The organism is Methylobacterium aquaticum (assembly GCF_016804325.1).
Lineage (GTDB): Bacteria > Pseudomonadota > Alphaproteobacteria > Rhizobiales > Beijerinckiaceae > Methylobacterium > Methylobacterium aquaticum_C.
Genome location: NZ_CP043627.1, coordinates 5486462 through 5511325, shown reverse-complemented (window position 1 = coordinate 5511325; position 24864 = coordinate 5486462). Strand labels below are relative to the sequence as shown.

Sequence of the window (24864 nt, the reverse complement as noted above, 5' to 3'; positions counted from 1 at the left end):
GAGTGGGTGGGGGCCACGGTGGATGTCCTCGCGGGTGAATGAGATGGGCAGGATCGGACGGGGCGGCGGGATTGTCTAATGAAATTGACGGTTGGTTTGGATGACAGTGCCGATCCGATATCCTTCGAAGATCAGGCCGGTCGAGCGCATAGAACCCTCCCCCCTCTGCGGGGGAGGGTGGCCCCCTGCGTCAGCAGGGGCCGGGAGAGGGGCAGCGCGACGCTGATCCAGCTCGCGCCCTTCAGAACGGCTCCGCCATATCCTGAAGCGTCGTCCCCTCTCCCGCCCCACTCCGTGGGGCACCCTCCCCCGCAGAGGGGGAGGGTTTGGAGCTACGCCGCCCGGGCCAGCCCGATCCGGCCCCAGATCGCCCCGAGCGCCGCGGCCAAGTGATCGATATCCGCATCGCTGTGCAGCGGCGACGGGGTGATCCGCAGGCGCTCGGTGCCGCGGTGCACGGTGGGATAGTTGATCGGCTGGACGTAGATCCCGAACTCGTCGAGCAGCGTGTCGCTGATCTGCTTGCACTGCACCGGATCGCCCACCATCACCGGGACGATGTGGCTCGGATTGTCGAGGAGCGGGATGCCGATGGCCGAGAGCCGCCGGCGCACCGCCGCGACGCGGTCCTGATGCCGGGCGCGCTCAACCCCGCTCGCCTTGAGGTGGCGGATGCTCGCCGCCGCACCCGCCGCGATGGCCGGCGGCAGCGAGGTGGTGAAGATGAAGCCCGAGGCGAAGCTGCGCACGAAATCGCACAGCGCAGAAGAGGCCGCGATGTAGCCCCCCGAGACCGCGAAGGCCTTGCCGAGCGTGCCCTCGATCACCGTGAGCCGGTGCATCAGCCCCTCGCGCTCGGCGATGCCGCCGCCGCGGGGTCCGTAGAGGCCGACCGCGTGGACCTCGTCGAGATAGGTCATGGCGCCGTGCGCCTCGGCCACGTCGCAGAGCTCGGCGATCGGCGCGATGTCGCCGTCCATCGAGTAGACGGATTCGAAGGCGACGAGCTTCGGCAGCTTCGGATCGATGAGGCGGAGCTTGCGGTCGAGGTCGTCGGGGTCGTTGTGGCGGAAGATGTGGCGCTCGGCCCGGCTGGAGCGGATGCCCTCGATCATCGAGGCGTGGTTGCCCTCGTCGGAGAAGACCACGCAGCCCGGCAGCTTCGAGGCGAGCGTCCCGAGCCCGGCCCAGTTCGAGACGTAGCCCGAGGTGAAGAGGAGTGCGGCTTCCTTGGCATGCAGGTCGGCGAGTTCCTGCTCCAGGAGCACGTGGTAGTGGTTGGTGCCCGAGATGTTGCGGGTGCCGCCGGCGCCGGCGCCGCAGCGGTCGATCGCCTCGTGCATCGCGCCCGTCACCGCCGGGTGCTGGCCCATGCCGAGATAGTCGTTCGAGCACCACACCGTCACCTCGCGGGTGCCGTGGGCGCCGTGCTGCGTGGCGTAGGGGAACCGGCCGGCCTGGCGCTCGAGGTCGGTGAAGACCCGGTAGCGGCCTTCGCGGTGCAGACCCTGGAGAGCGGCGGAGAAGTGCGCTTCGTAGTCCATCGAACGTCCCCTTGTACGGCGTTTTTCCGGTTGTTTTCTTCTGGGTGTCAGGGTGCGGCGTCGGCTCCCGGGCGGCGGGCGGGCAGCCCCCAGCCCCAGAGCGCGGCCGAGGGCAGCGGCAGCATCAGGAAGCCGTGCTCGAGGATGGCGAGTGCCATCAGGGTCGCCATCATGGTGTGGCCGGAGCGCTTGAAGGCCGACGCGCTCTCGGTGACGGCGGGGTGCAGCAGCACCAGGAGGAAGCCGGTGGCGAGGATCATCGCCACCGGGAACAGAGCGTTCATCGGCGCGCGGCGAAAGAAGCTGCCGAGATAGCGCAGGTGTTCGGGCAGGAACTCGGCGTGGAGGTTGCGCACGCCGAGGAACAGGTTGAGCCGGGCACTGAGGTTCATTCCCCACAGCACCAGGTAGGTCCAGAGCGCCATCCGGTTCGGGCCGCCCGCGGTCAGCCAGGCGATGGCGGCAAAGCCCAGGATGATTGCAGCCTCGTGCCAGAGGTTGGTCGCCGCCGCCGCACCGAACCGGGCGAGGCCCCGGTCGGTGGGTATGCCCGGGGTGCGCCGGGGGCCAGCGACATAGCCCATGTAGAAGGCCATCTCCTGCCAACCCCAGACGATCAGGGCCGCCGTGAAGGCCGCGTAGGCCCCCGCCTCGCTCTCTTGGGTTGCACTCCAGGCGATCACCCAGAGCGCACCGAAGAGCGCCACGGTCGTCGCACCGAAGCTCCAGGCATGGGTGCGGCGCGGCCGGTGGTTCAGCCAGAGGATCGCCCCGGTCAGGAACCACCAGATCACGACGGCATAGAGGATCGGCGCGGCGTAGTCGGACATGCGGGCGCTACCAGGCGGGGCTGAGGCGGATCTGCGCGGGCATCGGGTTGGCTTTCGCCGGCATCACCATCAGCCGCCCGAAGGCGAAAGCGGCCTTCGCCGCGTAGCCGGCATGCTTGAGCTTGCCGACGAGCCCACCCCGCGCCTTCGCCTCCTCGATGCCGCGGGCGCAGGCGAGCAGCCGCTCCAGCCCGGCCCGGAAGCCTGGATGGTCGATGTCGAGGGTGAGCGGGAAGACCTGGCGCGAGATCTCCGAGGTGATGGCGAAGACCTGGAAATCGTATTCCTTCGGATCGACCCCGAGTGCCTTGTGGAAGGCCGGCCGGCACTGGTCGCGCACGTACATCGTGCAGAACACAGCGAGCAGGAAGAACTTGATCCAGTAGTAGTTGATGCCGGTGAGCAGCTTCGGGTTGGCGCGCATCAGGAGCGCGAAGGCCTCGCCGTGGCGGAACTCGTCGTTGCACCACTTCTCGAACCACTTGAAGATCGGGTGGAAGCGCTTGTCCGGATGGCGCTCGAGGTGGCGGAAGATCGTGATGTAGCGGGCGTAACCGATCTTCTCCGACAGGTAGGTGGCGTAGAAGATGAATTTCGGCCGGAAATGGGTGTACTTCTTGGCCTTGGTCAGGAAGCCGAGATCGATGCCGACCCCGAAATCCTTCAGCGTGTCGTTGATGAAGCCGGCGTGACGGGCCTCGTCGCGGCTCATATAGGCGAACAGTTCGCGGATGTCCTTGTTCTTGGCGCGCTTGCGCATCTCGGCATAGAGCACGCAGCCCGAGAACTCGGCGGTGATCGACGAGACCAGGAAGTCGAGGAATTCCTTGCGCAGCTCCGGATCGAGGCCGGACAGGTCGAGGTCGAAGTCGGAATTGCGCACGAAGTGACGCTTGTTCGGGTCGCTGCGCATCTCGGCGAGGAGCACGTCCCACTCGGCCCGCACCGGCTCGACGTTGGTGCGGTCGAGTTCCTCGAAGTTGGTGGTGTAGAAGCGCGGGCTCAGGAACGTGGTTTCCTGGGCCGACTTCGTGCTCTCGTTCGGGGTCTTCAGGGTCGTCGCGCTCATAGCCGCGTCCTTTCCGAGAAGCTGACTTCATAGAGTTCGGTGAGTTCGAAATGGCCCGCGATGCGGGTCCACAGGCGCTCGATGGCGCCGGCGCGCAAAACGGTGGCGGTGCGGCGCACCACGATCCGGTCGCCGTAGGGCACGGAGGTCGGTGCGTCGTGCACCGTCACCTCGTCGCCCGGGGCGATGAGGAGCCCGCCATCCAGCGTGACATGGGCGTGCAGGCTTTCCGCCGTCTGCTCAATCTCGACCGTGCACGGCACCTCGATGCGGCGCTTGCCGCCGAACCACTGCATCACGATGCGCCCCTCCCCTGTTCGAGCAGCCGCGCGAAGGCGACCGCGTTGTCGAGCCCGAAGGCTTCGAGGTTGATCCGCCGGCCCGACGCGACGTCGTCGAGGGTCAGCGTGCCGTTGTCCCAGCGGGTGAGCCGGAACGGCGGGTTGCGGGATGAGCCCTCGCGCAGGCGGGCCTGGGCCATCACCCGCAAGGTCGCCCGCAGGAACCCGTCCTCGCCGGGCTGCACCTCGGCGACGAGGCGGCCGTTCCCGGCATCGCGCAGATCCACGCGGCCGTCCGGCCGGTCCTCGACCGCGAGGTCGAGCACCTGGACAGCATGGGCCGGCGGCATCTGGGTGGTGCCGACATCGCCGAACCGGCCGATCGCCACGGCGGCGAGCGAGAAGGCGACGAGGAGGCCGGCATTGCGCAGGAGCGCGCGGGGGACCGGGATGTCGTGTGCCATCGCCCCCTCCCTAATGGCCCGCCGCCGCGAGGCGGCCGGGCAGGACGGGGCTGGCGACGGGGGCCGACGGCATCGCCTGGACCGGCTGGCCGTTCGCTTCGGCGAGCGCCGCGGCGATGCGCTTGGCGACCCCTTCCGCGTCCGGCACGCAGCGCAACATCGGCTCGGGCCGGGTCAGGCGCCAGGGCCGGGCATGCGGCCAGAGATGCAGGTAGGCGAGCCGCACGCCGGGCTTGAGGAGCAACGGCAAGTCGCCGGTGCCGTCGCTGAGCCGGCGGAAGGCGGCGCCCTCGATCTCGCGCAGCGGGAGATTGATGTCCATCTGCAGCGCGATGCCGATGCGCAGCATCAGCCGCCGGTCGGTCAAGGTGTAGACCGTGGTGCGGCAGGCACCCCAGGCCAGCGCGAACAGGATCACCAGCGCCAGGGCACCGGCGAGCAGGATCGGCCAGGCGGCGGAGACACGCCCCGAGGAATAGGCCTGGAAGGCGGCGAGCCCGCCGAAATACAGCGCGACGAGATCGACGTGGAAGGCGCGGCGCGCGAGGCTGAGGAGAGCCGGGCGGCCCTGCCACAGCAGGCGCTCGCCCTGGGGCAGCGGGCCGGGCAGCCCGTGAGGAAGCAGGTCCGTCACAGCAGCGGCTCCCCTCACAGCAGCGGTTCTTGGCGGCGATCGGTGGCGTAGAGCGTGCCGGCGCCGAAATAGGCGATGACCCGCTCCTCCTCCCGCAGGGTGATGCTGTCGGGGTCGCGCTGCTGCGGCACGCCGGCGAACTGGCGGGCGAGCAGGGCCTCGACGACGATCTTCTTGTGCTGGCTGAAGCGGTTCAGGTCGGCGAAGGTCACCGGGATCAGCACGGTGCGGTCGCGGGCGCCGTCCAGCTCCATCTCGTAGTAGCGCGGCAGCGACTCGCCGCGATCGACCCAGATCTCCGTGACGGTGCCGGCGAGCACGCCGTCGGCGCCGTAGACCGGCATGCCGCGCGGGTCGGGATCGTTCGCCGCCACCGTGAACTCCTCGGCGACGCGCATCGGCACGATGCGGGTCTTGCCCTCCCAGGTCAGGTCCGGCCGCTCGGCGCGGAGCGCATAGGCGCCCGGGCCGACGCCGTCGGCGAGCCGCGAATCGTCGGTCGAGGTCGGGACGATCGGGGCGCCGGGCCAGGGTTCGAGCTTGACCGCCTTGAGCTCGCCGACCGGGCCCTCGTGCGGGCGCGGCGCCAGCACCGCCGAGCCGTCGGCGAGCAGGAAGGTTTTGGGAGCGGGCACGAACAGCCAGTCCCAGCCCTTCAGGCCGCCATGGACCTCGGATTCGAGCGGATAGCCTTCGCGGCGGTCCTCGCGGCGCAGGTAGAAGACCAGGCCGGCAAAGAAGATCCAGAACGCGTAGAGTACCACTTGCGCGACGTCGAGATAACCTGTGAGGGCACCCTTGGGCATGATGGCCTCCTTCTAGGATAGGGCCGGACGGGCGGAGAGCGGGGGATGAGCGGGCCGGCGCACCAGCGGCCCGATCGCCACCAGGGTGGCGAAGAGGAGCCCGATCTCGATGTGGTAGACGACGAGGTAGCCGGTCGAGGCCTCGGACAAGGCCTCGCCGAGGCGGCCCGAGACCGCGAGCGCCGAGCCGGCATCGCGCAGGATGCCGCTCGCCGCGATGGCCAAGCCCGCGGCGCAGGCCTGGACGGCGCCCCAGGCGCCGAGCGCGAGCCCGGTCTGCTCGGGGGCCGCACCGGCCATCGAGGCGGTCAGCGTCCCGTGGGCGAACAGCCCGCCGCCGAGGCCGATCAGCGCGACGCCGCAGGCGAACAGCCCGCCGGAGCCCAACGGAGCGGCGAAGACCACCGCCGAGAAGGCTGCGATGCCCACGACCGCGCCGGCCGCCGCGACCCGGAACGGATCGCCGCCGCGGTTGAGCCAGCGCGCCGCGGTGAGAAGCCCGATCCCGCCCCCGATTGCGAGCACGGCCGTCAGCGCGGTCGTCGCCGCGACCGGCAGGTGCAGGATCTGGCCGCCATAGGGTTCGAGCAGGATGTCCTGCATGCTGAACCCCGCCGTGCCGAGGCCGGTGGCGATGAGGCGGCGGCGCGCCTGCGGCTGGGCCGTATAGGCCTCCCAGGCCTCGCCGAAGCGGCGGGCCGGCGCGGGTTTGCGCGAGGTGTCGCGCGGCTCCTGCTTCCACAGGGCGATGCCGTTGAGGATCAGGGTCGCGAGCGCCGCGCCCTGGATCACCTGGATCAGCCGGATCGCCGAGAAGTTGTGAAGTGCCAATCCGAACACCACGGCGCTCGCCATCATGCCGGCGAGCAGCATGGCGCAGAGGAGGGCCACCACCTTCGGGCGGGCATGCGCCGGCGCGAGATCGGTGGCGAGCGCGAGGCCGACGGTCTGGGTGGTGTGGAGCCCCGCGCCGACGAGCACGAAGGCGAGGGCCGCCGCGGCCTGGCCGATCACGATCGGCCCGGTCGTGTCACCCGACAGGATCAGGAGCGCGAAGGGCATGATGGCAAAGCCGCCGAATTGCAGCAGCGTGCCGAACCACAGGTAGGGGACGCGCTTCCAGCCGAGCACCGAGCGGTGGCTGTCGGAGCGGAAGCCCACCAGGGCGCGAAACGGGGCGGCGAGCAGCGGCAGCGACAGCATCACGGCGACGATCCAGGCCGGCACGTCGAGCTCGACGATCATCACCCGGTTGAGGGTGCCGATCAGCAGCACCGCCGCCATCCCGACCGTGACCTGGAACAGGGACAGGCGCAGGAGGCGACCGAGCGGCAGTTCCTTCGTCGCGGCATCCGCGAAGGGCAGGTAGCGGGGCCCGAGTTCGGCGAGCGCCCGGGCGATGCGGCTGGCCGTGCTCATCGGCGTGCCAGTTCGAGGGCGTTGGAGAGGTAGAAGCCGGAATTGATCCGCCGGCTGCGGGCGACGGCGAAGGGTGCCAGGCCCGGATCGGCGGCGACGCGGCGGCGCAAGGCCCCCTCGCCGACCGGCTCGATCGCTGGCGCCCGGTCGCCGCGGGGGAAGAGGCGGCCGGCGGCGTGCATCACGGTCAGCAGCGGGGTGCGCGGGGCGACCGTGAACAGCACCGAGGCGTCGGTGCGGCGGGCGAGCGCCGAGAGGGCGCGGACGATGTCGGGGGTGCGGTAATGGATCAGCGAATCCATCGCCACGACGTGGTCGAAGCGCCCCAATTCCTCGTCCAGCATGTCGCCGACCCGGAAATCGAGGGAGCCTTCGAGCCGGAGGCTCGCGGTGCGCTCGCGGGCGAGGCCGATGAGCGTGGGCGACACGTCGATCGCCACGACCTCGGCGCCGCGCCGCGCCGCCTCGAGCGCGAGCGCGCCGGTGCCGCAGCCGGCATCGAGCAGACGGCGCCCTGAGAGGTCGGCGGGGAGCCAGGACAGGAGTTCGGCCCGCATCGCGTCGCGGCCGGCCCGCACGGTGGCGCGGATGCGGCTCACCGGCGCGTCCGAGGTCAGCCGCGCCCAGGCCTCGACGGCGGTGCGGTCGAAATAGGTTTCGAGCTGGGCCCGGCGGGTGGCGTAGGTGGAGCTGGTCATCAGTCGAATCCCAGGAATTCGAAGAGGTCCCGATCCTTCATCGGCACCGCCGGAAGCGGGTCGACGCCGGCCCAGAGTTGCTCGGCCAGTTGCAGGTACTCGGCCTGCACCGCGAGCAGTTCGGGCGAGGGATCCATCTCGAACAAGGTCGCCTTCTTCAGGCGCGAGCGGCGCACCACGTCGAGGTCCTGGAAATGTGCCAGGCGCTTCAAGCCCACTGCGTCGTTGAAGCGATCGATCTCGTCGGTCTTGGCCGAGCGGTTGGCGATGACGCCGCCGAGGCGCACGCCGTAATTCTTGGATTTCGCGTGGATCGCCGCGACGATCCGGTTCATCGCGAAGATCGAATCGAAGTCGTTCGCCGTGACGATCAGCGCCCGGTCGGCATGCTGGAGCGGCGACGCGAAGCCGCCGCAGACCACGTCGCCGAGCACGTCGAAGATCACCACGTCGGTGTCTTCGAGCAGGTGATGCTCCTTCAGGAGCTTCACCGTCTGGCCCACGACGTAGCCGCCGCAGCCGGTGCCGGCCGGCGGGCCGCCGGCCTCGACGCAGCGCACGCCGTTATAGCCCTCGACCACGAAATCCTCGACGCGCAGCTCCTCCGAGTGGAACTGCACCGCCTCCAGGGCATCGATGACGGTCGGCGCCAGGCGCTTCGTCAGGGTGAAGGTCGAATCGTGCTTGGGGTCGCAGCCGATCTGCAACACCCGCTTGCCGAGCTTCGAGAAGGCGACGGAGAGATTGGACGAGGTCGTGCTCTTGCCGATGCCGCCCTTGCCGTAGACGGCGAAGACCTTGGCGGTCTCGATGCGGATGTCCGGATCGAGGGCGACCTGGAGGCTCCCCTCTTCCCGCCTTGCGGGAACGGGGTTTCGGATCGCGATGTTCATGCGGCAGCCTCCGCGGTGATGCCTTCGAGCCGGTCCTCCAGGGCCTCCTCGGCCCGGTCGAGGGCGGCCCGGGTCTCGGGGTCGGGGGTCCAGAAGCCGCGCCGATGCGCCTCGATCAGGCGATGGGCGACCTTGGCCGAGGCGGCGGGGTTGAGCGCCGCCATGCGCTCGCGCATCGCCTCGTCGAGGACATAAGTTTCGGTGATGCGCTGGTAGATCCAGGGCGCGACCTGATCGGTCGTGGCCGACCAGCCCACGGTATTGGTGAGGTGCTGGTCGATCTGGCGCACGCCCTCGTAGCCGTGGCCCAGCATCCCCTCGACCCATTTCGGGTTGAGCATGCGGGTGCGGGTCTCGAGCGCCACCTGCTCGGAGAGCGAGCGCACCCGGCCCTCGCCGCGGGTCTGGTCGCTGATATAGACCGGGACCGAGGTGCCCCGGGCCTTCGCCACGGCGCGGGCCATACCGCCGAGCCCGTCGAAGTAATGATCGACGCTGGTCACCCCGACCTCGACCGAATCGAGGTTCTGGTAGGCGAGATCGACGCCGGCCAGCACCGCCTGCATTAGGGCGCGGCGCGGTTCCGGCTTCCCCGTGCGGCCATACGCGAAGCTCTTGCGGCGCGAGAAGGTCTCGCACAGCTCGGTCTCGTCCTCCCAGCGCCCGGAATCGACGAGGTGGTTGAGGTTGGCGCCGTAGGCCCCTTCCGCGTTGCTGAAGACCCGGAGCGCCGCGGTCTCGAGATCGATGCCCTGCGCCGCCTGGTGGGCGAGCGCGTGCTTGCGCACGAAGTTCATCGCTTCCGGCTCGTCGGCGCTCGCCGCGAGGAAGGCGGCCTCGGCCAGCAGCTTGGTCTGGAGCGGCAGGAGATCGCGGAAGATGCCCGACAGGGTCGCGACGACGTCGATGCGGGGGCGGCGCAAGTCTTCGAGCGGGATCAGGGTTGCGCCGCAGAGCCGGCCGTAGCCGTCGAAGCGGGGGACTGCGCCCATCAGCGCCAGGGCTTGTGCCACCGGGGCGCCCTCGCTCTTCAGGTTGTCGCTGCCCCACAGCACCAGCGCGATGCTCTCAGGGTACGCGCCGCCGTCACATGCGTGCCGGGCGAGCAGTTTCTCGACCTGAGCCCGGCCGTCGGCCAGCGCGAAGGCGCTCGGGATCCGGTAGGGGTCGAAGCCGTGCAGGTTGCGCCCGGTCGGGAGGATCGCGGGCGAGCGCAGTACGTCGCCGCCGGCCACCGGGGCGATGAAGCGGCCGTCGAGGGCGCGAAGCAAAGCCGGGATCTCGTGATCCTCGGCGAGCAGCCGGTCGGTCTCGGCCAGCGCCCGGAACGCGGCGAGTGCCGCATCGTCGGCGCCGGCCACTTCCTCCGCCGAGGCGCCGGCCACCAGCCGCGCGATGCCGGCACGGTCCGGCGCGAGGCCGTGGACGGATTCGGCGAGCGCCACGAGCAGGTCGATGCGCTCCTCCGGCGGCGTGCCCTGCCCGACCACGTGCAGCCCGTGCGGGATCAAGGTGTGTTCGAGCTCGATCAGCCGGATCGCGAGATCGGCGATGCGCGCCTCCGCGTCCTCGCCCCATCCGTCGCCCGCGGCGAGGTCGAGGCCGCAGGCCTGGCCGTGGATGAGGATCGCGAGCTTCGCCCGCTCGGCGGCATCCTCCGGCGGCAGGGCGCGGCGGCGCTCCAGGGAGGCCTTGAGGTCGATGAGCCCGCGATAGAGCCCCGCCTGGGCGAGGCTCGGCGTCAGGTAGCTCACCAGCGTCGCGGCGACCCGGCGCTTGGCGAGCGTGCCTTCCGAAGGATTGTTGGCGGCATAGAGGTAGACGTTGGGCAACGCGCCGATCAGCCGCTCGGGCCAGCAGGCGGAAGACAGCCCGGTCTGCTTGCCGGGCATGAATTCGAGCGCCCCGTGGGTGCCGAAATGCAGGACCGCGTCGGCGCAAAAATCCTCGCGCAGGTAGCGATAGAAGGCCGAGAAGGCGTGGGTCGGCGCAAAGCCCTGCTCGAACAGCAGGCGCATCGGGTCGCCCTCGTAGCCGAAGGCCGGCTGCACCCCGACGAAGACGTTTCCCAGGTGGGCACCGAGCACCAGGATCGACGACCCGTCGCTCTGGTGGCGGCCCGGCGCCGGACCCCATTGCGCCTCGATCTCGGCGAGATGGGCCTCGCGCCGCACATGGTCGTCGGCGGAGATGCGGTGGGCGACGTTGGCGGGCGCGCCGTAGCGGGCGGCGTTGCCCTCCAGCACCCGGGCGCGAAGGGCCTCGACGGTTTCAGGGATGTCGACGGAATAGCCGTCGGCCTTCAGGCCCTGGAGCACGCGGTGGAGCGAATCCCACACCGCCAGGAAGGCTGCGGTACCGGTGGCGCCGGCATTGGGCGGGAAGTTGAACAGGACGACGGCGACCTTGCGCTCCGAGCGCGCGCGGGACCGGAGCGAAACGAGGCGGGCGACCCGGTCGGCGAGGCGCGCGGCGCGCTCCGGATGCACCGCCATGTCGCGGGAATCGCCCAGGCCGGCCGCGCGGCCGCCATACACCATCGGGGCGGTGGCGCCGTCGAGTTCGGGGATCGCCACCATCATGGTCGCCTCGACCGGCGACAGGCCGCGGGCGGAGGCCTCCCACTGCTCCAGGCTCTGGAACTCGACGGCTTGGGCGGCGAGGTAGGGCACGTCGAGCCGCGCCAGCATGGCGCTCGCGGCGGCGGCATCGTTGTAGGCTGGCCCGCCCACGAGGGAGAAGCCGGTGAGCGAGACCAGGGCGTCGATCGCCGGCCGGCCGTCGCGCACGAAGAATTTTTCGACCGCCGGACGGTTGTCGAGCCCGCTGGCGAAGGCCGGCACCACGGCGAGCCCGCGGGCCTCCAACGCCGCGATCACCCCGTCGTAATGCGCCGTGTTGCCGGCGAGCACGTAGGAGCGCATCAGCAGGAGCCCGACCCGCCCCGCCTTGCCGGAGGCCGGCAGCCGGTCGAGGCGCTCGGTGACCCGCTCGGTCAGGCGCGGGTGATAGAGGCCGGTCTCGGGGTAGTTCAGGGGCTCGGCGGCGGAGAGGTGCCGGCGCCAGGCGGCGCGCGGGCCGGCGGCGTAGCGTCCGGCGAGGAAGCGCACGAGGTTGACGACGTTCTCGTCCGAACCGGCGAGCCAGTATTGCAGGGTGAGGAAATAGGCCCGCACGTCCTGGGCCGAACCGGGGATGAAGCGCAGGATCCGGGGGATCTGGCGGACCAGCGCCATCTGGCGCGCGCCGCTCCCCTGTGCCCCTCCCGGCCCCGACTTGCCGCGCAGGCGCTTGAGGAAGTCGAGCGCGCCGCGCTGCGACCCGTCCATGGCGAAGCGGTTCATCCGGGTGGTGCGGACGACCTCGGCCGCCGAGAGGCAGCCGACCATCGCATCGCACTCAGTGCGACGGGCCAGCAAAGCGGGGAGCACCGCCCGGACATGCTCGTCCATGAACAGCATCGCCGAGAGCACGATGTCGGCTCGCGCAATATCGGCCCGGCAAGCGTCGAGGGCGGCGGGGTCGGTCTCCCACTCGGCGGCGGCGTGGAAGCCGAGGATCAGACCCGGCGCGGTCGTCGCCAGCACCCGGCGCGCCCGCTCCACCGCCCCGGCGAGGTGGTTGTCGAGGGTGACGATGACGACGCGCAGCTCCGGCAGCGCGCCCGGTCCGTCACCGGCTGAAATGCGCTTTGGCATCGTACAGGGTCTCGACGGTGATGAGCGGGAGCGCCCGCTCGCGGGCGAAGCGTTCGGTGTTGTGGCGGGCCTTGCCCCGGATGAAGAACGGGACCTTCTTCAGCTCGCGCTCGGCCTCGATCGACCAGACCACCGGCGTCGCGGCGGTGGCGGCGGCGGCAACGACGACCGTCTCGGCCTCCTCGCGCGGCCGGCCGCCGAGATGGGATGGGGCGACACCATCGTGGAATTCCGGATCGTCCCGGAACATCGCCAGCAGGTGTTCTTCCAGCCCCATCATCAGCGGGTGGACGAAGGTGTCGAAGAGCACATTGGCGCCCTCGAAGCCCATCTGCGGGGCATGGCGGGCCGGCACGTCCTGCACGTGCATCGGTGCCGAGATCACCGCGCAGGGGATGCCGAGCTTCTTGGCGACGTGGCGCTCCATCTGGGTGCCGAGCACCAGTTCCGGCTGCGCCGCGGCGATCGCCGCCTCGACCGCCAGGTAATCGTCGGTGATCAGCGCCTCGATGCCGTGGCTCGTGGCTTCCGCCCGGACCTCGCGGGCGAATTCGCGCGAATAGGTGCCGAGCCCGACGAGGGCGAAGCCGATCTCGTGGGTCGCCACGCGGGCCGCCGCGACCGCATGGGTGGCATCGCCGAAGACGAAGACCCGCTTGCCCGTGAGATAGGTCGAATCGACCGAGCGCGCGTACCAGGGCAGGCGCGAACCCTCGCCTTCGAGGACCGGCGCGGGATCGACCCCGGCGAGCGCCGCCACCGCCTCGATGAAGGCGGTGGTGCCCTTCACGCCGATCGGCGCGATCTCGACGAAGGGCTGGCCGTGGGCCTTTTCGAGCCATTGCGCCGCGCTGCGGGCGACTTCCGGATAGAGCACGACGTTGAAACCGGCCTGCCCCAGCCGCCCGAGATCGGCCGGCGTCGCGCCGAGCGGCGCCACGACGTTGACGGCGATGCCGAGTTCGCCGAGGAGGCCCCGCACCTCGCGCAGGTCGTCGCGGTGGCGGAATCCGAGCGAGGTCGGCCCGAGGATGTTGCAGCTGGCTCTCAGTCGCTCCGGGGCGGGTGCTGCGGGGGCGAGGGTGCGCACCAGCCGATAGAAGGTCTCCGACGCCCCCCAGTTCTCCTTCTTCTGGTAGGCGGGCAATTCGAGCGGGATCACCGGGATCGGCAGGCCGAGCGCCTTCGACAGCCCGCCCGGATCGTCCTGCAGCAATTCCGCGGTGCAGGAGGCCCCGACGATCATCGCCTGGGGCCGGAAGCGGCCATAGGCGGCGGCGACCGCCTGCTTGAAGATCTCGGCGGTGTCGGCGCCGAGGTCGCGGGCCTGGAACGTCGTGTAGGTCACCGGCGGGCGGGCGCCGTGCCGCTCGATCATGGTGAAGAGCAGGTCGGCGTAGGTATCGCCCTGCGGCGCGTGCAGCACGTAGTGCAGGCCGCGCATCGCGGTGGCGACCCGCATCGCGCCGATATGGGGAGGGCCCTCGTAGGTCCAGAGCGTGAGCTGCATGGCTCTAGCCCTCCAGCCGCGCGCGGCGCGCGAGCGGGCGGGTGAACAGCCCGGCGAGGTCGCCGGCCTGCTCGTAGCCCTGGATCGGGGTGAACAGGAGTTCGATCGACCACTTGGTGGCCAGGTCTTCCGCCTCCAGCGGATTGGCGAGGCCGAGGCCGCAGACTGTCAGGTCGGGCCGGGCCGCCCGGCAGCGGTCGAGCTGGTCGTCGAGGCTCTGGCCTTCCGTCACCAGGGTGCCGTCGGGCAGCAGCGCCAGGTCCTCGGCGAGATGGCCCCGGTGGAGGTAGGGCGTGCCGACCTCGATCAGCGCGGCGCCCATCTCCCGCGACAGGAAGCGGGCGAGCGGCACTTCGAGCTGCGAATCGGGAAAGAAGAACACCCGCCGGCCGGACAGGGCGGCGCGATGGGCCTGGAGTGCCCGCGCGGCCCGGGCCCGTCCGGCCTCGGTCACCGCGACGACGCGGGCGGGCGAGATCCCGAAGGCGCGGGCGGCCGCCGCGAGCCACAGGGTCGTGCCCTCGGCGCCGAGCGGAAACGGGGCCGGGATGCGGGTCGCGCCGCGATCCTCCAGCGCCCGGGCGGTATCGGTGAGGAAGGGTTGCGCCAGGAGATAGCGGGTGTTCGATCCGATCGGTGCCCGGTCCGCCGCCCGACGGCCCGGCAGGAAGCGGACGTTCGCGATGCCGAGATCGGCGAACAGCCGCGAGAACTGGTCCTCGACCACGTCGGCGAGCGCGCCGACGACGAGGAGGGATTCGTCCGCATTCCGGGGCAGGTCCGGCACCAGGGCGGCGAGGCAGGCATCCTCGCCTTGCGTGAAGGTCGTCTCGATGCCGCTGCCGGAATAGCTCAGCACCCGCACGTCCGGCATGAAGCTCTCGGAGAGCCGGGTCGCGGCGCGGCCGAGATCGAGCTTGATCACCTCCGACGGGCAGGAGCCGACGAGGAACAGGAGCTTGATGTCGGGCCGGCGCTCGAGCAGGCGGCGCACCACCCGGTCGAGCTCCTCGTGCGCGTCGGCGAGGCCGGCGAGGTCGCGCTCCTCGATGATCGCGGTAGCGAAGCGCGGCTCGGCGAAGATCATCACGCCGGCGGCCGACTGGATCAGGTGGGCGCAGGTGCGCGAGCCGACCACCAGGAAGAAGGCGTCCTGGATCTTGCGGTGCAGCCAGACGATGCCGGTGAGCCCGCAGAACACCGCCCGCTGGCCGCGCTCGTGACGGATCTCGGGACCGCACGGGACCGCGGACGGGAGGGGAGAGGCCAGCGCACTCATCGCGCCGCCTCCATGGCGTAGGCGGGAGCCTGCAACCGGGCGGCGCGTAGCTTGAGCAGGAACTGGCCGGCATTGACGAGGTAGGTGGCGTAAGCCGAGAGCGCGAGCCACATCAGCCCGGCGGTGCCGAGCGCGCCTGTGGCCAGCGCCGCTAGGTAGGCGGTGTGGAGGGCCAGCACGAGCATGCTGACCATGTCCTCCCAGTAGAAGGCCGGGGCGAACAGGTAGCGCCCGAACACCGCCTTCTCCCACAGGGAGCCGGTGACCATGATGGCGTAGAGGGCGACGGTCTTGGCGACCACCGAGGCGCTGGCGAGGCCCGCGCCCTCTCCCGTCGCCAGGGTGCGCAGCACGAGGGCGAGGCTCACCAGGAAGACCGCGAACTGGAGCGGGGCGAGCACCCCCTGGACCAGGGTCCAGGGCGAGGCATCGCGGCGGCGGCGCTCGGCCTCGCTGTAGAGAAACGGCCGGTCCATGGACGTCGCCATCGCGCCTGCCCTCACCTGCTCCGACCCGCGTTGACCGCGGATGCCGATGGAGGAAGCCTAGGACCGGCGACGGCGAAGTGTCAACCTAAGTTGACAGTCGATCGCGATGACATTCCGGGGAGGCTCTCGCGAAAGCGCCTTGCGGTGGGGCGCCGAGCCTGTATCCTGGAATGAATCCGGATGACGCCGCCCTAGATCGGCGCCCCAAGGTAGAAAACCCGAAACAAGGTCGAGACAACTCGATTTTCCTGAGCATCGGGGAGGTGCCGGTGGGAGATCAAGCGCAGTCCGGTCCATTGCCCGCCGACAGGTCGCCCCCGCGGGACCGCGCGTTTCACGATCGTTCTTCCCTCGACAGGAACTCCGGGGGAGTACAAAGGCGCGTCCTGTGGCGGGACGATCTGGCCCAGGTCGTCGAAGCCGAGATCATCCCGCGGCTGATGCTCGCCCATCGCAACGAACGGCAGCCGCGCCGTCTACCCACCCGCGCAGCCCGCATCAGCGGGACCGACGATATCGGCCGCCTCGGCGCCCTGCTGCTGCTGCCCGAGGACCGGGACGTGCTCACGGACATCCGCGGCCTTCTTGCCGACGGCATGAGCCTCGAGGAGGTGCTGACCGGCCTCCTGGCGCCCACGGCCCGGCATATCGGCCGGCTCTGGGAGGAGGACAGTTGCGACTTCGTCCAGGTGACGACCGCGATGGCGCGGCTGCGCCGCCTCGTCCACGACCTCGAGACCCTCTGCCTCGACCCGCAGCCGGTCGATCCGGCGAGCCGGCGCGTCCTGCTGATGCCGGCGCCGACCGAGACCCATACCTTCGGGCTGACGCTCGTGGCGCATTTCCTGTCCGAGGCCGGCTGGGAGGTGTCGACGAGCGTCGATCCCGATCCGGCGGACGCGCTGGAGCGCCTGCGGGCCGAGTGGTTCGACGTCGTCGGCCTGTCCCTCTCCTGCGACGTCTGCCTCGACCGGCTGGTCGCGGTGATCCCGGTGCTGCGGCGCGCCTCGCGCAACCGCGACCTGCGGGTCATGGTCGGCGGCCCGGCTTTCCAGGACCGGCCCGACCGGATCCGGCTCGTCGGCGCCGATGCGGCTGTCGACGATGCGCGCGATGCGCCCGGAATCGTGCAAAGCTTGCTTGATCTGCGGATTAGAGCCTGCTGAAAGACCTGTTCGATGCGGTCGGTGTGTTGGTGACCCTTGAACAGACCCGTGAGCCCTGCTGCGAAGGAATCGTTCGCGGTGCTGCGAGACGCCGTCTCCCGCCTCGATCCCCGGATGACCGGCAGCCTCGTTGCTGCCGCCAGCGACGTGTCGCTCGTCGTCGACGGTGACGGGATCATCCGTGATGCCGCCTTCGCGGCCGACGGGCTGTCGCAGGAGGCGGGCGAGACGTGGCTCGGGCGGCGCTGGATCGACACCGTCACGGTCGAGAGCCGGCCGAAGGTCCTGAGCCTGATCGAGGATGCCGCACCCGGCACCGTCACCCGCTGGCGCCAGGTCAACCACCCCTCCGCCCAGGGCGGCGCCGACGTGCCGATCCGCTATGCGGCGTTGCGCATTCCCGACGACGACCGCATCATCGTGATCGGCCGGGATCTCCGGGCGCTCTCGGCCCTGCAGCAGCGCCTGGCCGAATCGCAGCAGGCGCTGGAGCGCGACTATGCCCGCCTGCGCAGCGCCGAGACGCGCTACCGGGTGCTGTTCCAGCTCGCCGGCGAGCCGGTCCTGATCGTCGACGCCGCCACCCGCCGCGTCACGGAGATCAACCCGGCCGCCGCACGGCTGCTGGGCCGGGCGGTCAAGCGCATCGTCGGGCGCGACCTCGTCGACCTGTTCGAGCCCGAGGGGGCCCGCGCCGTCCAGGCGCTGCTGGTGGGCCTGCGCCTCACCGGCCAGGCGGAGGACCTCACCGCGCGCCTGGCCCAACGCCGCGGCGAGGCGCGGGTCTCCGCCACCCTGTTTCGCGAGGAGGCCGGGATGAACATCCTGGTGCGCCTCTCCGCCCTCGATCCGGCCCCGGCCCCGGCGGTGGCGCGCTCCGGCGTGCTCGACGTGATCGAGGCGATGCCCGAGGGCTTCGTCGTCACCGACCGCGACCGGCGCATCGTCGGCGCCAATGCCGCCTTCCTCGACCTCGCCCAGCTCGCCACCGAGCACCAGGCCAAGGGCGAATCGCTCGAGCGCTGGCTCGGCCGCGAGGGCACCGAGGTCGCCGCCCTGTTCACCACGCTCTCGGATCACGGCTCGGTGCGCCACTTCGCCACCGTGGTGCGGGGCGAGTTCGGCGCCGTCGACGAGGTCGAGGTCGCGGCGGTCTCGGTGCCGGGCGGCGACCGGCCCTGCTTCGGCTTCACCCTGCGCACCCTGCCCCGCCGGGTCGTCGCGGCGGCGCCGGGCGGGCGCGAGCTGCCGCGCTCGGTCGAGCACATGACCGAGCTCGTCGGCCGGGTCTCGATGAAGGCGCTGGTGCGCGAGACCACCGACATGATCGAGCGCCTGTGCATCGAGGCAGCGTTGCGCATCACGAACGACAACCGCGCCTCGGCGGCCGAGATGCTCGGCCTCAGCCGGCAGGGCTTCTACGCCAAGATGCGCCGCTATGGCCTCGGCGACCTCGACGGGACGGAAGAGGCGGACGACGGCGGGGAATGATGCGCAATCCGGATTGCGTCTCGTTCCCGGCTTTCGCGGGTCGCCTCGGCCGGGCCGGTCTCCGCATCGTGCGTGCAACCTGTCGGTGAGGGAATGAGACTGCACGTCTTCGCGACGGAGCGCTCAGGGGTGTAAAGCACGCTTGACACTTGGTCGGGGCCGTCCCACCCTCGCGGTATGACGACCGAGCCTCTGATCAAGCCCCTGATCACGCCGCCCGCGGTGCCAGAGCCCCGTGCGCTCCTGGAACTGCTGAAGCCGATCACGTGGTTCGCGCCGATGTGGGCCTTCGCCTGCGGGGTGATCTCCTCCGGCGCCGCGCTCCAGGGGCGCTGGCCGGTGGCGATCGCCGGCATCCTGCTCGCCGGCCCCCTCGTCTGCGCCACCAGCCAGGCGGCGAACGACTGGTTCGACCGGCACGTCGACGCCATCAACGAGCCGGACCGGCCGATTCCCTCCGGCCGCATCCCGGGCCGCTGGGGCCTCTACGTCGCGATCGCCTGGACGCTCGTCTCGCTCGCGGTCGCCGCCCTGCTCGGACCCTGGGTGCTGGGCGCGGGCGTGTTCGGGCTCGTGCTCGCCTGGCTCTACAGCGCGCCGCCGGTGCGGCTGAAGCGCGACGGCTGGTGGGGCAACGCGGCTTGCGGCCTCTGCTACGAGGGCCTGCCCTGGTTCACCGGTGCCGCCGTGATGGGAAGCGCCCTGCCGGACGGGCGGATCATCGGGCTCGCCGCCCTCTACAGCCTGGGCGCCCACGGCATCATGACCCTCAACGACTTCAAGTCGATGGAGGGCGACCGGCGCACCGGCATCCGCTCGCTGCCGGTCCGGCTCGGCGCCGACCGCGCCGCCCGCCTCGCCTGCTGGGTGATGGCGGCGCCGCAAGCCGCGGTGGTGGCCCTGCTGCTGGCCTGGAACGCGCCCTGGCACGCCGCCCTCGTCGCCGCCTTGCTCGTCGGCCAGGGGGTGCTGATGCGCCGCTTCCTCGCCGATCCGCACGGTCGAGCGGCCTGGTACAACGGCACCGGCACGCTCCTCTACGTGCTCGGCATGCTGACCGCGGCGCTCGCCTTGCGGGGGGGCCTCGCATGAGCGGCCCGGCGACCTTCGGCTGGGGCACGATCCTGCGCCTCGGCCTCGTCCAGACCGCGCTCGGCGCCATCGTGGTGCTGATCACCTCGACCCTCAACCGGGTGATGGTGGTGGAACTGGCCCTGCCGGCGGCCCTTCCCGGCGGGCTGGTGGCCCTGCACTACGCCGTGCAGGTGCTGCGGCCGCGCTGGGGCTACGGCTCGGATCTGGGACGCCGCCGCACGCCCTGGATCGTCGGCGGCATGGCGCTGCTGGCGCTCGGCGGGGCCGGCGCCGCGCTGGGCACCGCGCTCGTTCCCACCCATCCAGCCTTTGCCTACGGGCTCCTCGTCCTGTCCTTCCTCGGGGTCGGCATCGGGGTCGGGGCGGCCGGCACCTCGCTCCTCGTGCTGCTCTCCACCGGCGTGGCGCCCCACCGCCGGGGCGCGGCCGCGACGATCGTCTGGATCATGATGATCGCCGGCTTCGTCGTCACGGCGCCGACCGCCGGGCACCTCATCGATCCGTTCTCGCCGTCCCGCCTCGTCGCGGTGTCGAGCGGGGTGTCGGCGATCGCCTTCCTGGTCGCGGTGATCGCCCTGTGGCGCGTCGAGCCGGCGCGGGCCCCCGCTCCCGTCGAGGCCCGGCCGGCGCGGCCCTTCGCCCAGGTGCTCGCCGAGGTCTGGGCCGAGCCGGAGGCGCGCCGCTTCACGGTCTTCGTGTTCCTGGCGATGCTGGCCTACAGCGCGCAGGAGCTGATCCTCGAGCCCTTCGCCGGCCTCGTCTTCGCCCTGTCGCCGGGCGCCACCACCAAGCTCTCCGGCCTCCAGAACGGCGGCGTGCTCGCCGGCATGGTGTTCGTGGCGCTGGTCACCGCCAACGGGCGCGGGGCCTTCGCCTCCTTGCGTCTCTGGACCGTCACCGGCTGCCTCGGCTCGGCCGCCGCGCTCGCGGCCATCGCGGCCTGCGGCTTCGCCGGGCCCGGCGCGCCGTTGCGGGCGTGCGTCGTCGGGCTCGGCCTGTTCAACGGCATCTTCGCGGTCGCGGCGATCGGCCAGATGATGGCGCTCGCCGGCACCGGCAACGCCCCCGACGGCGAGAGCCGCCACGGCACCCGGATGGGGGTGTGGGGCGCGGCGCAAGGGATCGCCTTCGGGCTCGGAGGCTTCCTCGGCGCGGCCGGGGTCGATCTCGCCCGCCTCGCCTTCGGCACCGTGGTGCCGGCCTATGCGGCGGTGTTCGTCACGGAGGCCGCGCTGTTTCTCGTCGCCGCCGGACTGGCCGTGCGGATCGGGCAGCCGGGCGTGAGCCGGCGGGCGATCGAGAGCCTGTCGGTGCGGCACGCGGTGTGAGGATCGGCATGGCTTGGAAGCACGATGTCATGATGGGCTCGAATCTCCCACCCACGACCTCATCCTGAGGTGCGACTGAAAGGAGCCTCGAAGGAGGGCTCCAGTCGCCTCGGAGACTTCTGGAGCCCTCCTTCGAGGCGAGCAATGCTCGCACCTCAGGATGAGGTCTTGGGTGGGATGAACTCACGACGGACGCGAACGCATCCTTAAGCAGACTTGCGTTGGCCGACCAACGCTTCGTCCGCTCAAGTTCTTGTTTCGTCGCAGATTTTTCGCGCCGAACCGGTCACCGCTTCGGCGAAGTCCGCTTAGAGGAATCCGGCCGCCGAACCCGGCCCGGACAACCCGGAGGCACGGCCATGGACGAGCCAATCGTCGACGCGGTGGTGGTGGGAGGGGGACCGGCCGGGGCGACGGCGGCGACCGATCTGGCGCGGCTCGGGCGCCGGGTCGTGCTGCTCGACCGGGCCGGGCGGATCAAGCCCTGCGGCGGCGCCATCCCGCCCCGCCTGATCCGCGACTTCGCCATCCCCGACGAGCTCTTGGTGGCCAAGATCCGCTCCGCCCGGATGGTCTCGCCGCGGGATCGCGCGGTGGACATGCCGGTCGGCGAGGGCTTCGTCGGCATGGTCGATCGCGGGCCCTTCGACGAGTGGCTGCGGGTGCGCGCCGCCCTCGCCGGCGCCGAGCGGGTGACCGGCACCTACCTGCGCCTGACCCGCGCGGGCGACGGCCCGGTCACGCTGCATTACCGGGACGCGGCAGGCGACGAGGCGCGGATCCGCACCCGCCTCGTCATCGGGGCCGACGGCGCCAACTCGGCGGTGGGGCGCCAGGAGGTCCCGGCCCATGCCCGGATGCGGCAGGTCTTCGCCTACCACGAGATCGTGCGCGCCCACCCCTCGGCGGCGGTCGAGGCGACGCGCTGCGACGTCTATTACCAGGGCGTGCTATCGCCCGACTTCTACGCCTGGATCTTCCCGCACGGCGACACGCTGAGCATCGGCACCGGCAGCGCCCGAAAGGGGTTCTCGCTGCGCGGCGCGGTGGGGCGGCTTCGCGCCGCGACCGGGCTCGCTCGCGGCGAGACGGTGCGGCGCGAGGGCGCGCCGCTGCCGCTCAAACCCCTCTCGCGCTTCGACAACGGCCGCGACGTGCTGCTCACCGGCGACGCCGCCGGCCTCGTCGCCCCGGCCTCGGGCGAGGGCATCTACTACGCCATGTTCGGCGGACGGCTCGCGGCCGAGGCTGGGCACGCTTTCCTGACCACCGGCAACCCCCGCGCCTTGGGCCAGGCGCGGCGCCGCTTCCTCAAGGCGCATGGTCGGGTGTTCTGGATCCTGCGGCTGATGCAGGGCGTCTGGTACCGCAACGATGCGTTGCGCGAGCGCTTCGTCAGCATCTGCCGCGACCCCGACGTCCAATCGCTCACCTGGGACGCCTACATGAACAAGGAACTGGTGCGGGCCAAGCCCGCGGCGCATGCGCGGATCTTCTTCAAGGACCTCGCCCACCTGTTCCGCTGGGTCTCGCCGTGATCGACGCGCTCGGGGGCGCTGGAGCCCGATCCTGGTGGCGGCGGCCTCGGCCATCGTGGTGGCGGCGGCGGGCGCGTGGCTGACCACGCTCGGGCCGTGGTACCGGAGCCTGGCGGTTCCGTCCTGGAAGCCGCCCGACTGGGCGTTCGGCCCGGTCTGGACCACCATCTTCACGCTCACGGCGATCGCCGGGGTGCTGGCCTGGAACGCGGCGCCGGAGGGGCCGGAGCGGACCTGGCTCCTCGCCGCCTTCGCGGTGAACGGCATCCTCAACATCGCCTGGAGCGGCGTGTTCTTCCGGCTGCAGCGGCCGGACTGGGCGCTGATCGAGGTGGCGGCGCTCTGGCTCTCGGTGGTCGTGCTGATCGTGGTGGTCGGGCGGCATTCCGGCCTCGGGGCCTTGCTCCTGGTGCCGTACCTGGTCTGGGTCGGCACCGCCGCGACGCTCAACTGGTCGATCGTGCGGCTCAACGGGCCGTTCTGATCGATCCGGCGAAGCATCGGCCGGGCGGAGGCAGGTCCGGTCGTTTCCACGACCACGCCAACATCTCGCATCGTGAAAGATCGGATTGCCCGATACGGATCGATGCGGATGCGACATCGTGAACCGCGGCGCGATTTCGGCGAACGACGCCCTATGTCCCGCCTTTATAAGTCTTCGACCCCGATGTTTCCCAAGGTGATACTCCCGGTCGACTGCGCCTCGTCGAGGCCGTCAGGAGGATTGACGCGTGCCGGATCTCCTCGCCAGCGGCCATATCGTCGATGCCGCATTGCTGATCGTGGCGGCGGAGGCCGCCCTGCTCGTCCTGTGGCGTCGCCGGGACGGGCCCGGGCGGGGTGCGCTCCTCGTCAACCTCGCCTCGGGCACCTGCCTGATGCTGGCCCTGCGCGCCGTGCTCGCCGGGGCGCCCGGATACTGGCTCGCCGCGGCGCTTGCCGGGGCGGGTGCCGCCCATGTCGCCGATCTCTGGCTGCGGCTGCGCTCCGCCGCCCCATAACCTCCGGAGGAAGCCCCTTATGCGACGCCCGTCCGTCACCCGCCGCACGCTCGCCACCCTGGTCCTCGGCGCCGGCACGCTCGCCCTCGCGGCGGGCGCCGCGCAGGCGCAACCGGCCTCCTCCGATCTCGTGGAAAAGGGCCGCTACCTGGCGACGGCCGGCGATTGCGTCGCCTGCCACACCGCGCCGGGCGGCAAGCCCTATGCGGGCGGGCTCACCATCAATTTCCCGGGCGGCATCGGCAAGCTCGCGACGCCGAACATCACGCCCGACAAGGAGACCGGCATCGGCAGCTGGAGCGACGACGACTTCAAGCGCGCCATGCACCAGGGCATCACCAAGAACGGCAGCTACCTCTACCCCGCCTTCCCGTTCCCCTGGTACACCCGCCTCACCGACGAGGACGTGACGGCGATCAAGGCCTACCTGTTCTCCCTCGAGCCGGTGAACGCCCCGCGCAAACCCGCCGACATCGCGTTCCCGTTCAGCATCCGCGACGGGCTGCTCGCCTGGCGCCTCGCCTTCTTCACGGAAGGACGCTTCAAGCCCGATCCGAAGGCGAGCGACGCGGTCAATCGCGGCGCCTACCTGGTCGAGGGCCCGGGCCATTGCGGCGCCTGCCACAACGGCAGCAAGCTCGTCGGCGCCTCGCAATGGAGCGGCTACCTCGAGGGCGGCACGATCGACGGCTGGTACGCCCCGAACCTGTCGGGCGACGACAAGGAGGGCTTGGGGCTCTGGAGCGAGGACCAGCTCTTCACCTACCTCAAGACCGGCGCCGCCCCGGGCCGCGCCGGCGTGGTCGCCGGGCCGATGCGGCAGGTGATCGAGGAGAGCCTGAGCAAGATGAGCGACGGCGACGTGCGCGCCATCGCCGCCTATCTCAAGACGCTGGCGCCGAAGCCCACCTACACGCCCGACGTGAAGTCCGACTTCCGCCAAGCCTCCGCGGCGCCGGGCGCCGACACCTACCTCAACCGCTGCGTCGCCTGCCACCGGCCGGACGGCCAGGGCATGCCGGGGGCCATCCCCGCCCTCGCCGGCAACGGCGCCGTGCTGGCCAAGGGGCCCGAGACGATGATCCGGGTGATCCTCGGCGGCCTCGACGCCAAGGGCGAGTACGCGTCGATGCCGGCGGTGGGCGTCGGGATGACCGATGCGGAGATCGCCAACGTCACGAACTACGTCCGCCAGACCTTCGGCAACCAGGCCCCGCCGACCGCCGAGCCCGGCCAGGTGGCGACCCTGCGCGCCGACACCAAGACGATGCTCGCCGGCAACGCCCCCTGCGAGACCGTCTCGAACCCGACGCTGGCCGAGGCGCTGAAGACTGCGGATGCGGCGGGCCAGCTCAAAGACGTGAAGGCCGAGCAGATGCTGCCTCGGATCGCCACCCTGCTGCCGGCCGTGCGCCAGGCCGCCCCGCAGGTGAGCACCGCCGACCTGGTGAACGGGCTGACCGCCACCTACTGCCAGGCGGCCGACCGCAACGCCACCGGCCTCGACTGGCCGACGACGCTGGGCGCCTTCGCGGGCGTGGTCTACGGACAGATCAAGACGCCGAACCGGGCGGAGAAGTAGAGTCGATCACCCGCTCGATTGGTCCATACCCCAAGCCTCACCCGCAACCT

Annotated in this window: 22 protein-coding genes; 8 read left to right on the top strand and 14 right to left on the bottom strand. The window is 71.1% G+C overall.

Translation table 11 applies throughout. From position 1 onward, the window contains the following. Positions 1 to 332: 332 nt before the first annotated feature. From hemA to bchF, 14 genes are read right to left on the bottom strand one after another with little or no spacing between them, the layout of a single operon-like run. Positions 333 to 1544: a 5-aminolevulinate synthase gene (hemA, locus tag F1D61_RS25165; RefSeq protein ID WP_203154846.1), complete on the bottom strand. Its 1212-nt coding sequence runs from the start codon at positions 1542 to 1544 to the stop codon at positions 333 to 335. A 47-nt stretch (positions 1545 to 1591) separates the two neighbouring features. After that, a complete protein-coding gene (gene puhE, locus F1D61_RS25160) occupies positions 1592 to 2374 on the bottom strand; it encodes a putative photosynthetic complex assembly protein PuhE (RefSeq protein WP_203154844.1) in 783 nt (260 codons plus the stop codon). Positions 2375 to 2381: 7 nt separating this feature from the next. Then, a complete protein-coding gene (gene acsF, locus F1D61_RS25155; RefSeq protein ID WP_203154842.1) occupies positions 2382 to 3443 on the bottom strand; it encodes a magnesium-protoporphyrin IX monomethyl ester (oxidative) cyclase in 1062 nt (353 codons plus the stop codon). Beyond that, positions 3440 to 3739, bottom strand: a complete 300-nt coding sequence (locus F1D61_RS25150) for a hypothetical protein (protein WP_203159271.1) — start codon at positions 3737 to 3739, stop codon at positions 3440 to 3442. The genes acsF and F1D61_RS25150 overlap by 4 nt, the downstream gene beginning before the upstream one ends. Then, positions 3739 to 4188 carry a photosynthetic complex assembly protein PuhC gene (puhC, locus tag F1D61_RS25145; RefSeq protein WP_203154840.1) on the bottom strand — a complete coding sequence of 150 codons (450 nt, stop codon included), beginning with the start codon at positions 4186 to 4188 and terminating at the stop codon, positions 3739 to 3741. The genes F1D61_RS25150 and puhC overlap by 1 nt, the downstream gene beginning before the upstream one ends. A gap of 10 nt (positions 4189 to 4198) precedes the next feature. Then, the gene (puhB, locus tag F1D61_RS25140) at positions 4199 to 4822 is read right to left on the bottom strand and encodes a photosynthetic complex putative assembly protein PuhB (RefSeq protein WP_246775527.1); all 624 of its coding nucleotides are present in this window, start codon (positions 4820 to 4822) and stop codon (positions 4199 to 4201) included. 14 nt (positions 4823 to 4836) lie between these two features. Beyond that, the gene (gene puhA, locus F1D61_RS25135; protein ID WP_203154836.1) at positions 4837 to 5628 is read right to left on the bottom strand and encodes a photosynthetic reaction center subunit H; all 792 of its coding nucleotides are present in this window, start codon (positions 5626 to 5628) and stop codon (positions 4837 to 4839) included. Positions 5629 to 5640: 12 nt separating this feature from the next. Continuing rightward, entirely contained in the window at positions 5641 to 7047 is a 1407-nt protein-coding gene (locus tag F1D61_RS25130; RefSeq protein ID WP_203154834.1) for a BCD family MFS transporter, read from the bottom strand. Continuing rightward, on the bottom strand, positions 7044 to 7745 hold the full coding sequence (gene bchM, locus F1D61_RS25125) for a magnesium protoporphyrin IX methyltransferase (RefSeq protein WP_203154832.1): 702 nt from the start codon (positions 7743 to 7745) through the stop codon (positions 7044 to 7046). The genes F1D61_RS25130 and bchM overlap by 4 nt, the downstream gene beginning before the upstream one ends. Next, positions 7745 to 8638 carry a ferredoxin:protochlorophyllide reductase (ATP-dependent) iron-sulfur ATP-binding protein gene (gene bchL / locus F1D61_RS25120; RefSeq protein WP_048451562.1) on the bottom strand — a complete coding sequence of 298 codons (894 nt, stop codon included), beginning with the start codon at positions 8636 to 8638 and terminating at the stop codon, positions 7745 to 7747. The genes bchM and bchL overlap by 1 nt, the downstream gene beginning before the upstream one ends. After that, positions 8635 to 12336: a magnesium chelatase subunit H gene (locus tag F1D61_RS25115; protein ID WP_203154830.1), complete on the bottom strand. Its 3702-nt coding sequence runs from the start codon at positions 12334 to 12336 to the stop codon at positions 8635 to 8637. Before F1D61_RS25115 ends, bchL begins: the two co-directional genes overlap by 4 nt. Further along, the gene (gene bchB / locus F1D61_RS25110) at positions 12311 to 13846 is read right to left on the bottom strand and encodes a ferredoxin:protochlorophyllide reductase (ATP-dependent) subunit B (RefSeq protein ID WP_203154829.1); all 1536 of its coding nucleotides are present in this window, start codon (positions 13844 to 13846) and stop codon (positions 12311 to 12313) included. Before bchB ends, F1D61_RS25115 begins: the two co-directional genes overlap by 26 nt. Positions 13847 to 13850: 4 nt before the next feature. After that, positions 13851 to 15125 carry a ferredoxin:protochlorophyllide reductase (ATP-dependent) subunit N gene (locus F1D61_RS25105; protein ID WP_203154827.1) on the bottom strand — a complete coding sequence of 425 codons (1275 nt, stop codon included), beginning with the start codon at positions 15123 to 15125 and terminating at the stop codon, positions 13851 to 13853. Further along, the gene (bchF, locus tag F1D61_RS25100; protein WP_203154825.1) at positions 15122 to 15613 is read right to left on the bottom strand and encodes a 2-vinyl bacteriochlorophyllide hydratase; all 492 of its coding nucleotides are present in this window, start codon (positions 15611 to 15613) and stop codon (positions 15122 to 15124) included. Before bchF ends, F1D61_RS25105 begins: the two co-directional genes overlap by 4 nt. Before the next feature lie 440 nt (positions 15614 to 16053). On the opposite strand from bchF, the gene F1D61_RS25095 reads away from it, so the two are divergent. The 8 genes from F1D61_RS25095 (at position 16054) to F1D61_RS25060 (ending at position 24814) form a co-directional block, all read left to right on the top strand. Continuing rightward, the gene (locus F1D61_RS25095; protein ID WP_203154823.1) at positions 16054 to 16779 is read left to right on the top strand and encodes a cobalamin B12-binding domain-containing protein; all 726 of its coding nucleotides are present in this window, start codon (positions 16054 to 16056) and stop codon (positions 16777 to 16779) included. 78 nt (positions 16780 to 16857) lie between these two features. Further along, on the top strand, positions 16858 to 18270 hold the full coding sequence (gene ppsR, locus F1D61_RS25090) for a transcriptional regulator PpsR (RefSeq protein ID WP_246775526.1): 1413 nt from the start codon (positions 16858 to 16860) through the stop codon (positions 18268 to 18270). A gap of 177 nt (positions 18271 to 18447) precedes the next feature. Further along, positions 18448 to 19362, top strand: a complete 915-nt coding sequence (chlG, locus tag F1D61_RS25085; protein WP_203154821.1) for a chlorophyll synthase ChlG — start codon at positions 18448 to 18450, stop codon at positions 19360 to 19362. Continuing rightward, on the top strand, positions 19359 to 20693 hold the full coding sequence (locus F1D61_RS25080) for a BCD family MFS transporter (RefSeq protein ID WP_203154819.1): 1335 nt from the start codon (positions 19359 to 19361) through the stop codon (positions 20691 to 20693). The genes chlG and F1D61_RS25080 overlap by 4 nt, the downstream gene beginning before the upstream one ends. A gap of 359 nt (positions 20694 to 21052) precedes the next feature. After that, entirely contained in the window at positions 21053 to 22231 is a 1179-nt protein-coding gene (locus tag F1D61_RS25075) for a geranylgeranyl diphosphate reductase (protein ID WP_203154817.1), read from the top strand. Positions 22232 to 22265: 34 nt separating this feature from the next. After that, positions 22266 to 22715, top strand: a complete 450-nt coding sequence (locus F1D61_RS25070; RefSeq protein WP_246775525.1) for a TspO/MBR family protein — start codon at positions 22266 to 22268, stop codon at positions 22713 to 22715. Positions 22716 to 22962: 247 nt separating this feature from the next. Continuing rightward, the gene (locus tag F1D61_RS25065; protein WP_203154813.1) at positions 22963 to 23232 is read left to right on the top strand and encodes a hypothetical protein; all 270 of its coding nucleotides are present in this window, start codon (positions 22963 to 22965) and stop codon (positions 23230 to 23232) included. Between the two features lie 19 nt (positions 23233 to 23251). After that, positions 23252 to 24814, top strand: a complete 1563-nt coding sequence (locus F1D61_RS25060; RefSeq protein WP_203154811.1) for a cytochrome c — start codon at positions 23252 to 23254, stop codon at positions 24812 to 24814. The last annotated feature ends 50 nt before the right edge of the window (positions 24815 to 24864 follow it).

Coding starts and splice junctions, on each gene's coding strand:
- F1D61_RS25105 (WP_203154827.1), bottom strand. CDS start 15,125: ATGAGTGCGCTGGCCTCTCCCCTCCCGTCCGCGGTCCCGTGCGGTCCC.
- F1D61_RS25115 (WP_203154830.1), bottom strand. CDS start 12,336: ATGCCAAAGCGCATTTCAGCCGGTGACGGACCGGGCGCGCTGCCGGAG.
- F1D61_RS25150 (WP_203159271.1), bottom strand. CDS start 3,739: ATGCAGTGGTTCGGCGGCAAGCGCCGCATCGAGGTGCCGTGCACGGTC.
- F1D61_RS25075 (WP_203154817.1), top strand. CDS start 21,053: ATGGACGAGCCAATCGTCGACGCGGTGGTGGTGGGAGGGGGACCGGCC.
- acsF (WP_203154842.1), bottom strand. CDS start 3,443: ATGAGCGCGACGACCCTGAAGACCCCGAACGAGAGCACGAAGTCGGCC.
- bchF (WP_203154825.1), bottom strand. CDS start 15,613: ATGGCGACGTCCATGGACCGGCCGTTTCTCTACAGCGAGGCCGAGCGC.
- bchL (WP_048451562.1), bottom strand. CDS start 8,638: ATGAACATCGCGATCCGAAACCCCGTTCCCGCAAGGCGGGAAGAGGGG.
- bchM (WP_203154832.1), bottom strand. CDS start 7,745: ATGACCAGCTCCACCTACGCCACCCGCCGGGCCCAGCTCGAAACCTAT.
- puhC (WP_203154840.1), bottom strand. CDS start 4,188: ATGGCACACGACATCCCGGTCCCCCGCGCGCTCCTGCGCAATGCCGGC.
- puhE (WP_203154844.1), bottom strand. CDS start 2,374: ATGTCCGACTACGCCGCGCCGATCCTCTATGCCGTCGTGATCTGGTGG.
- hemA (WP_203154846.1), bottom strand. CDS start 1,544: ATGGACTACGAAGCGCACTTCTCCGCCGCTCTCCAGGGTCTGCACCGC.
- F1D61_RS25095 (WP_203154823.1), top strand. CDS start 16,054: ATGCTCGCCCATCGCAACGAACGGCAGCCGCGCCGTCTACCCACCCGC.
- F1D61_RS25130 (WP_203154834.1), bottom strand. CDS start 7,047: ATGAGCACGGCCAGCCGCATCGCCCGGGCGCTCGCCGAACTCGGGCCC.
- F1D61_RS25060 (WP_203154811.1), top strand. CDS start 23,252: ATGCGACGCCCGTCCGTCACCCGCCGCACGCTCGCCACCCTGGTCCTC.
- chlG (WP_203154821.1), top strand. CDS start 18,448: ATGACGACCGAGCCTCTGATCAAGCCCCTGATCACGCCGCCCGCGGTG.
- F1D61_RS25080 (WP_203154819.1), top strand. CDS start 19,359: ATGAGCGGCCCGGCGACCTTCGGCTGGGGCACGATCCTGCGCCTCGGC.
- bchB (WP_203154829.1), bottom strand. CDS start 13,846: ATGCAGCTCACGCTCTGGACCTACGAGGGCCCTCCCCATATCGGCGCG.
- puhA (WP_203154836.1), bottom strand. CDS start 5,628: ATGCCCAAGGGTGCCCTCACAGGTTATCTCGACGTCGCGCAAGTGGTA.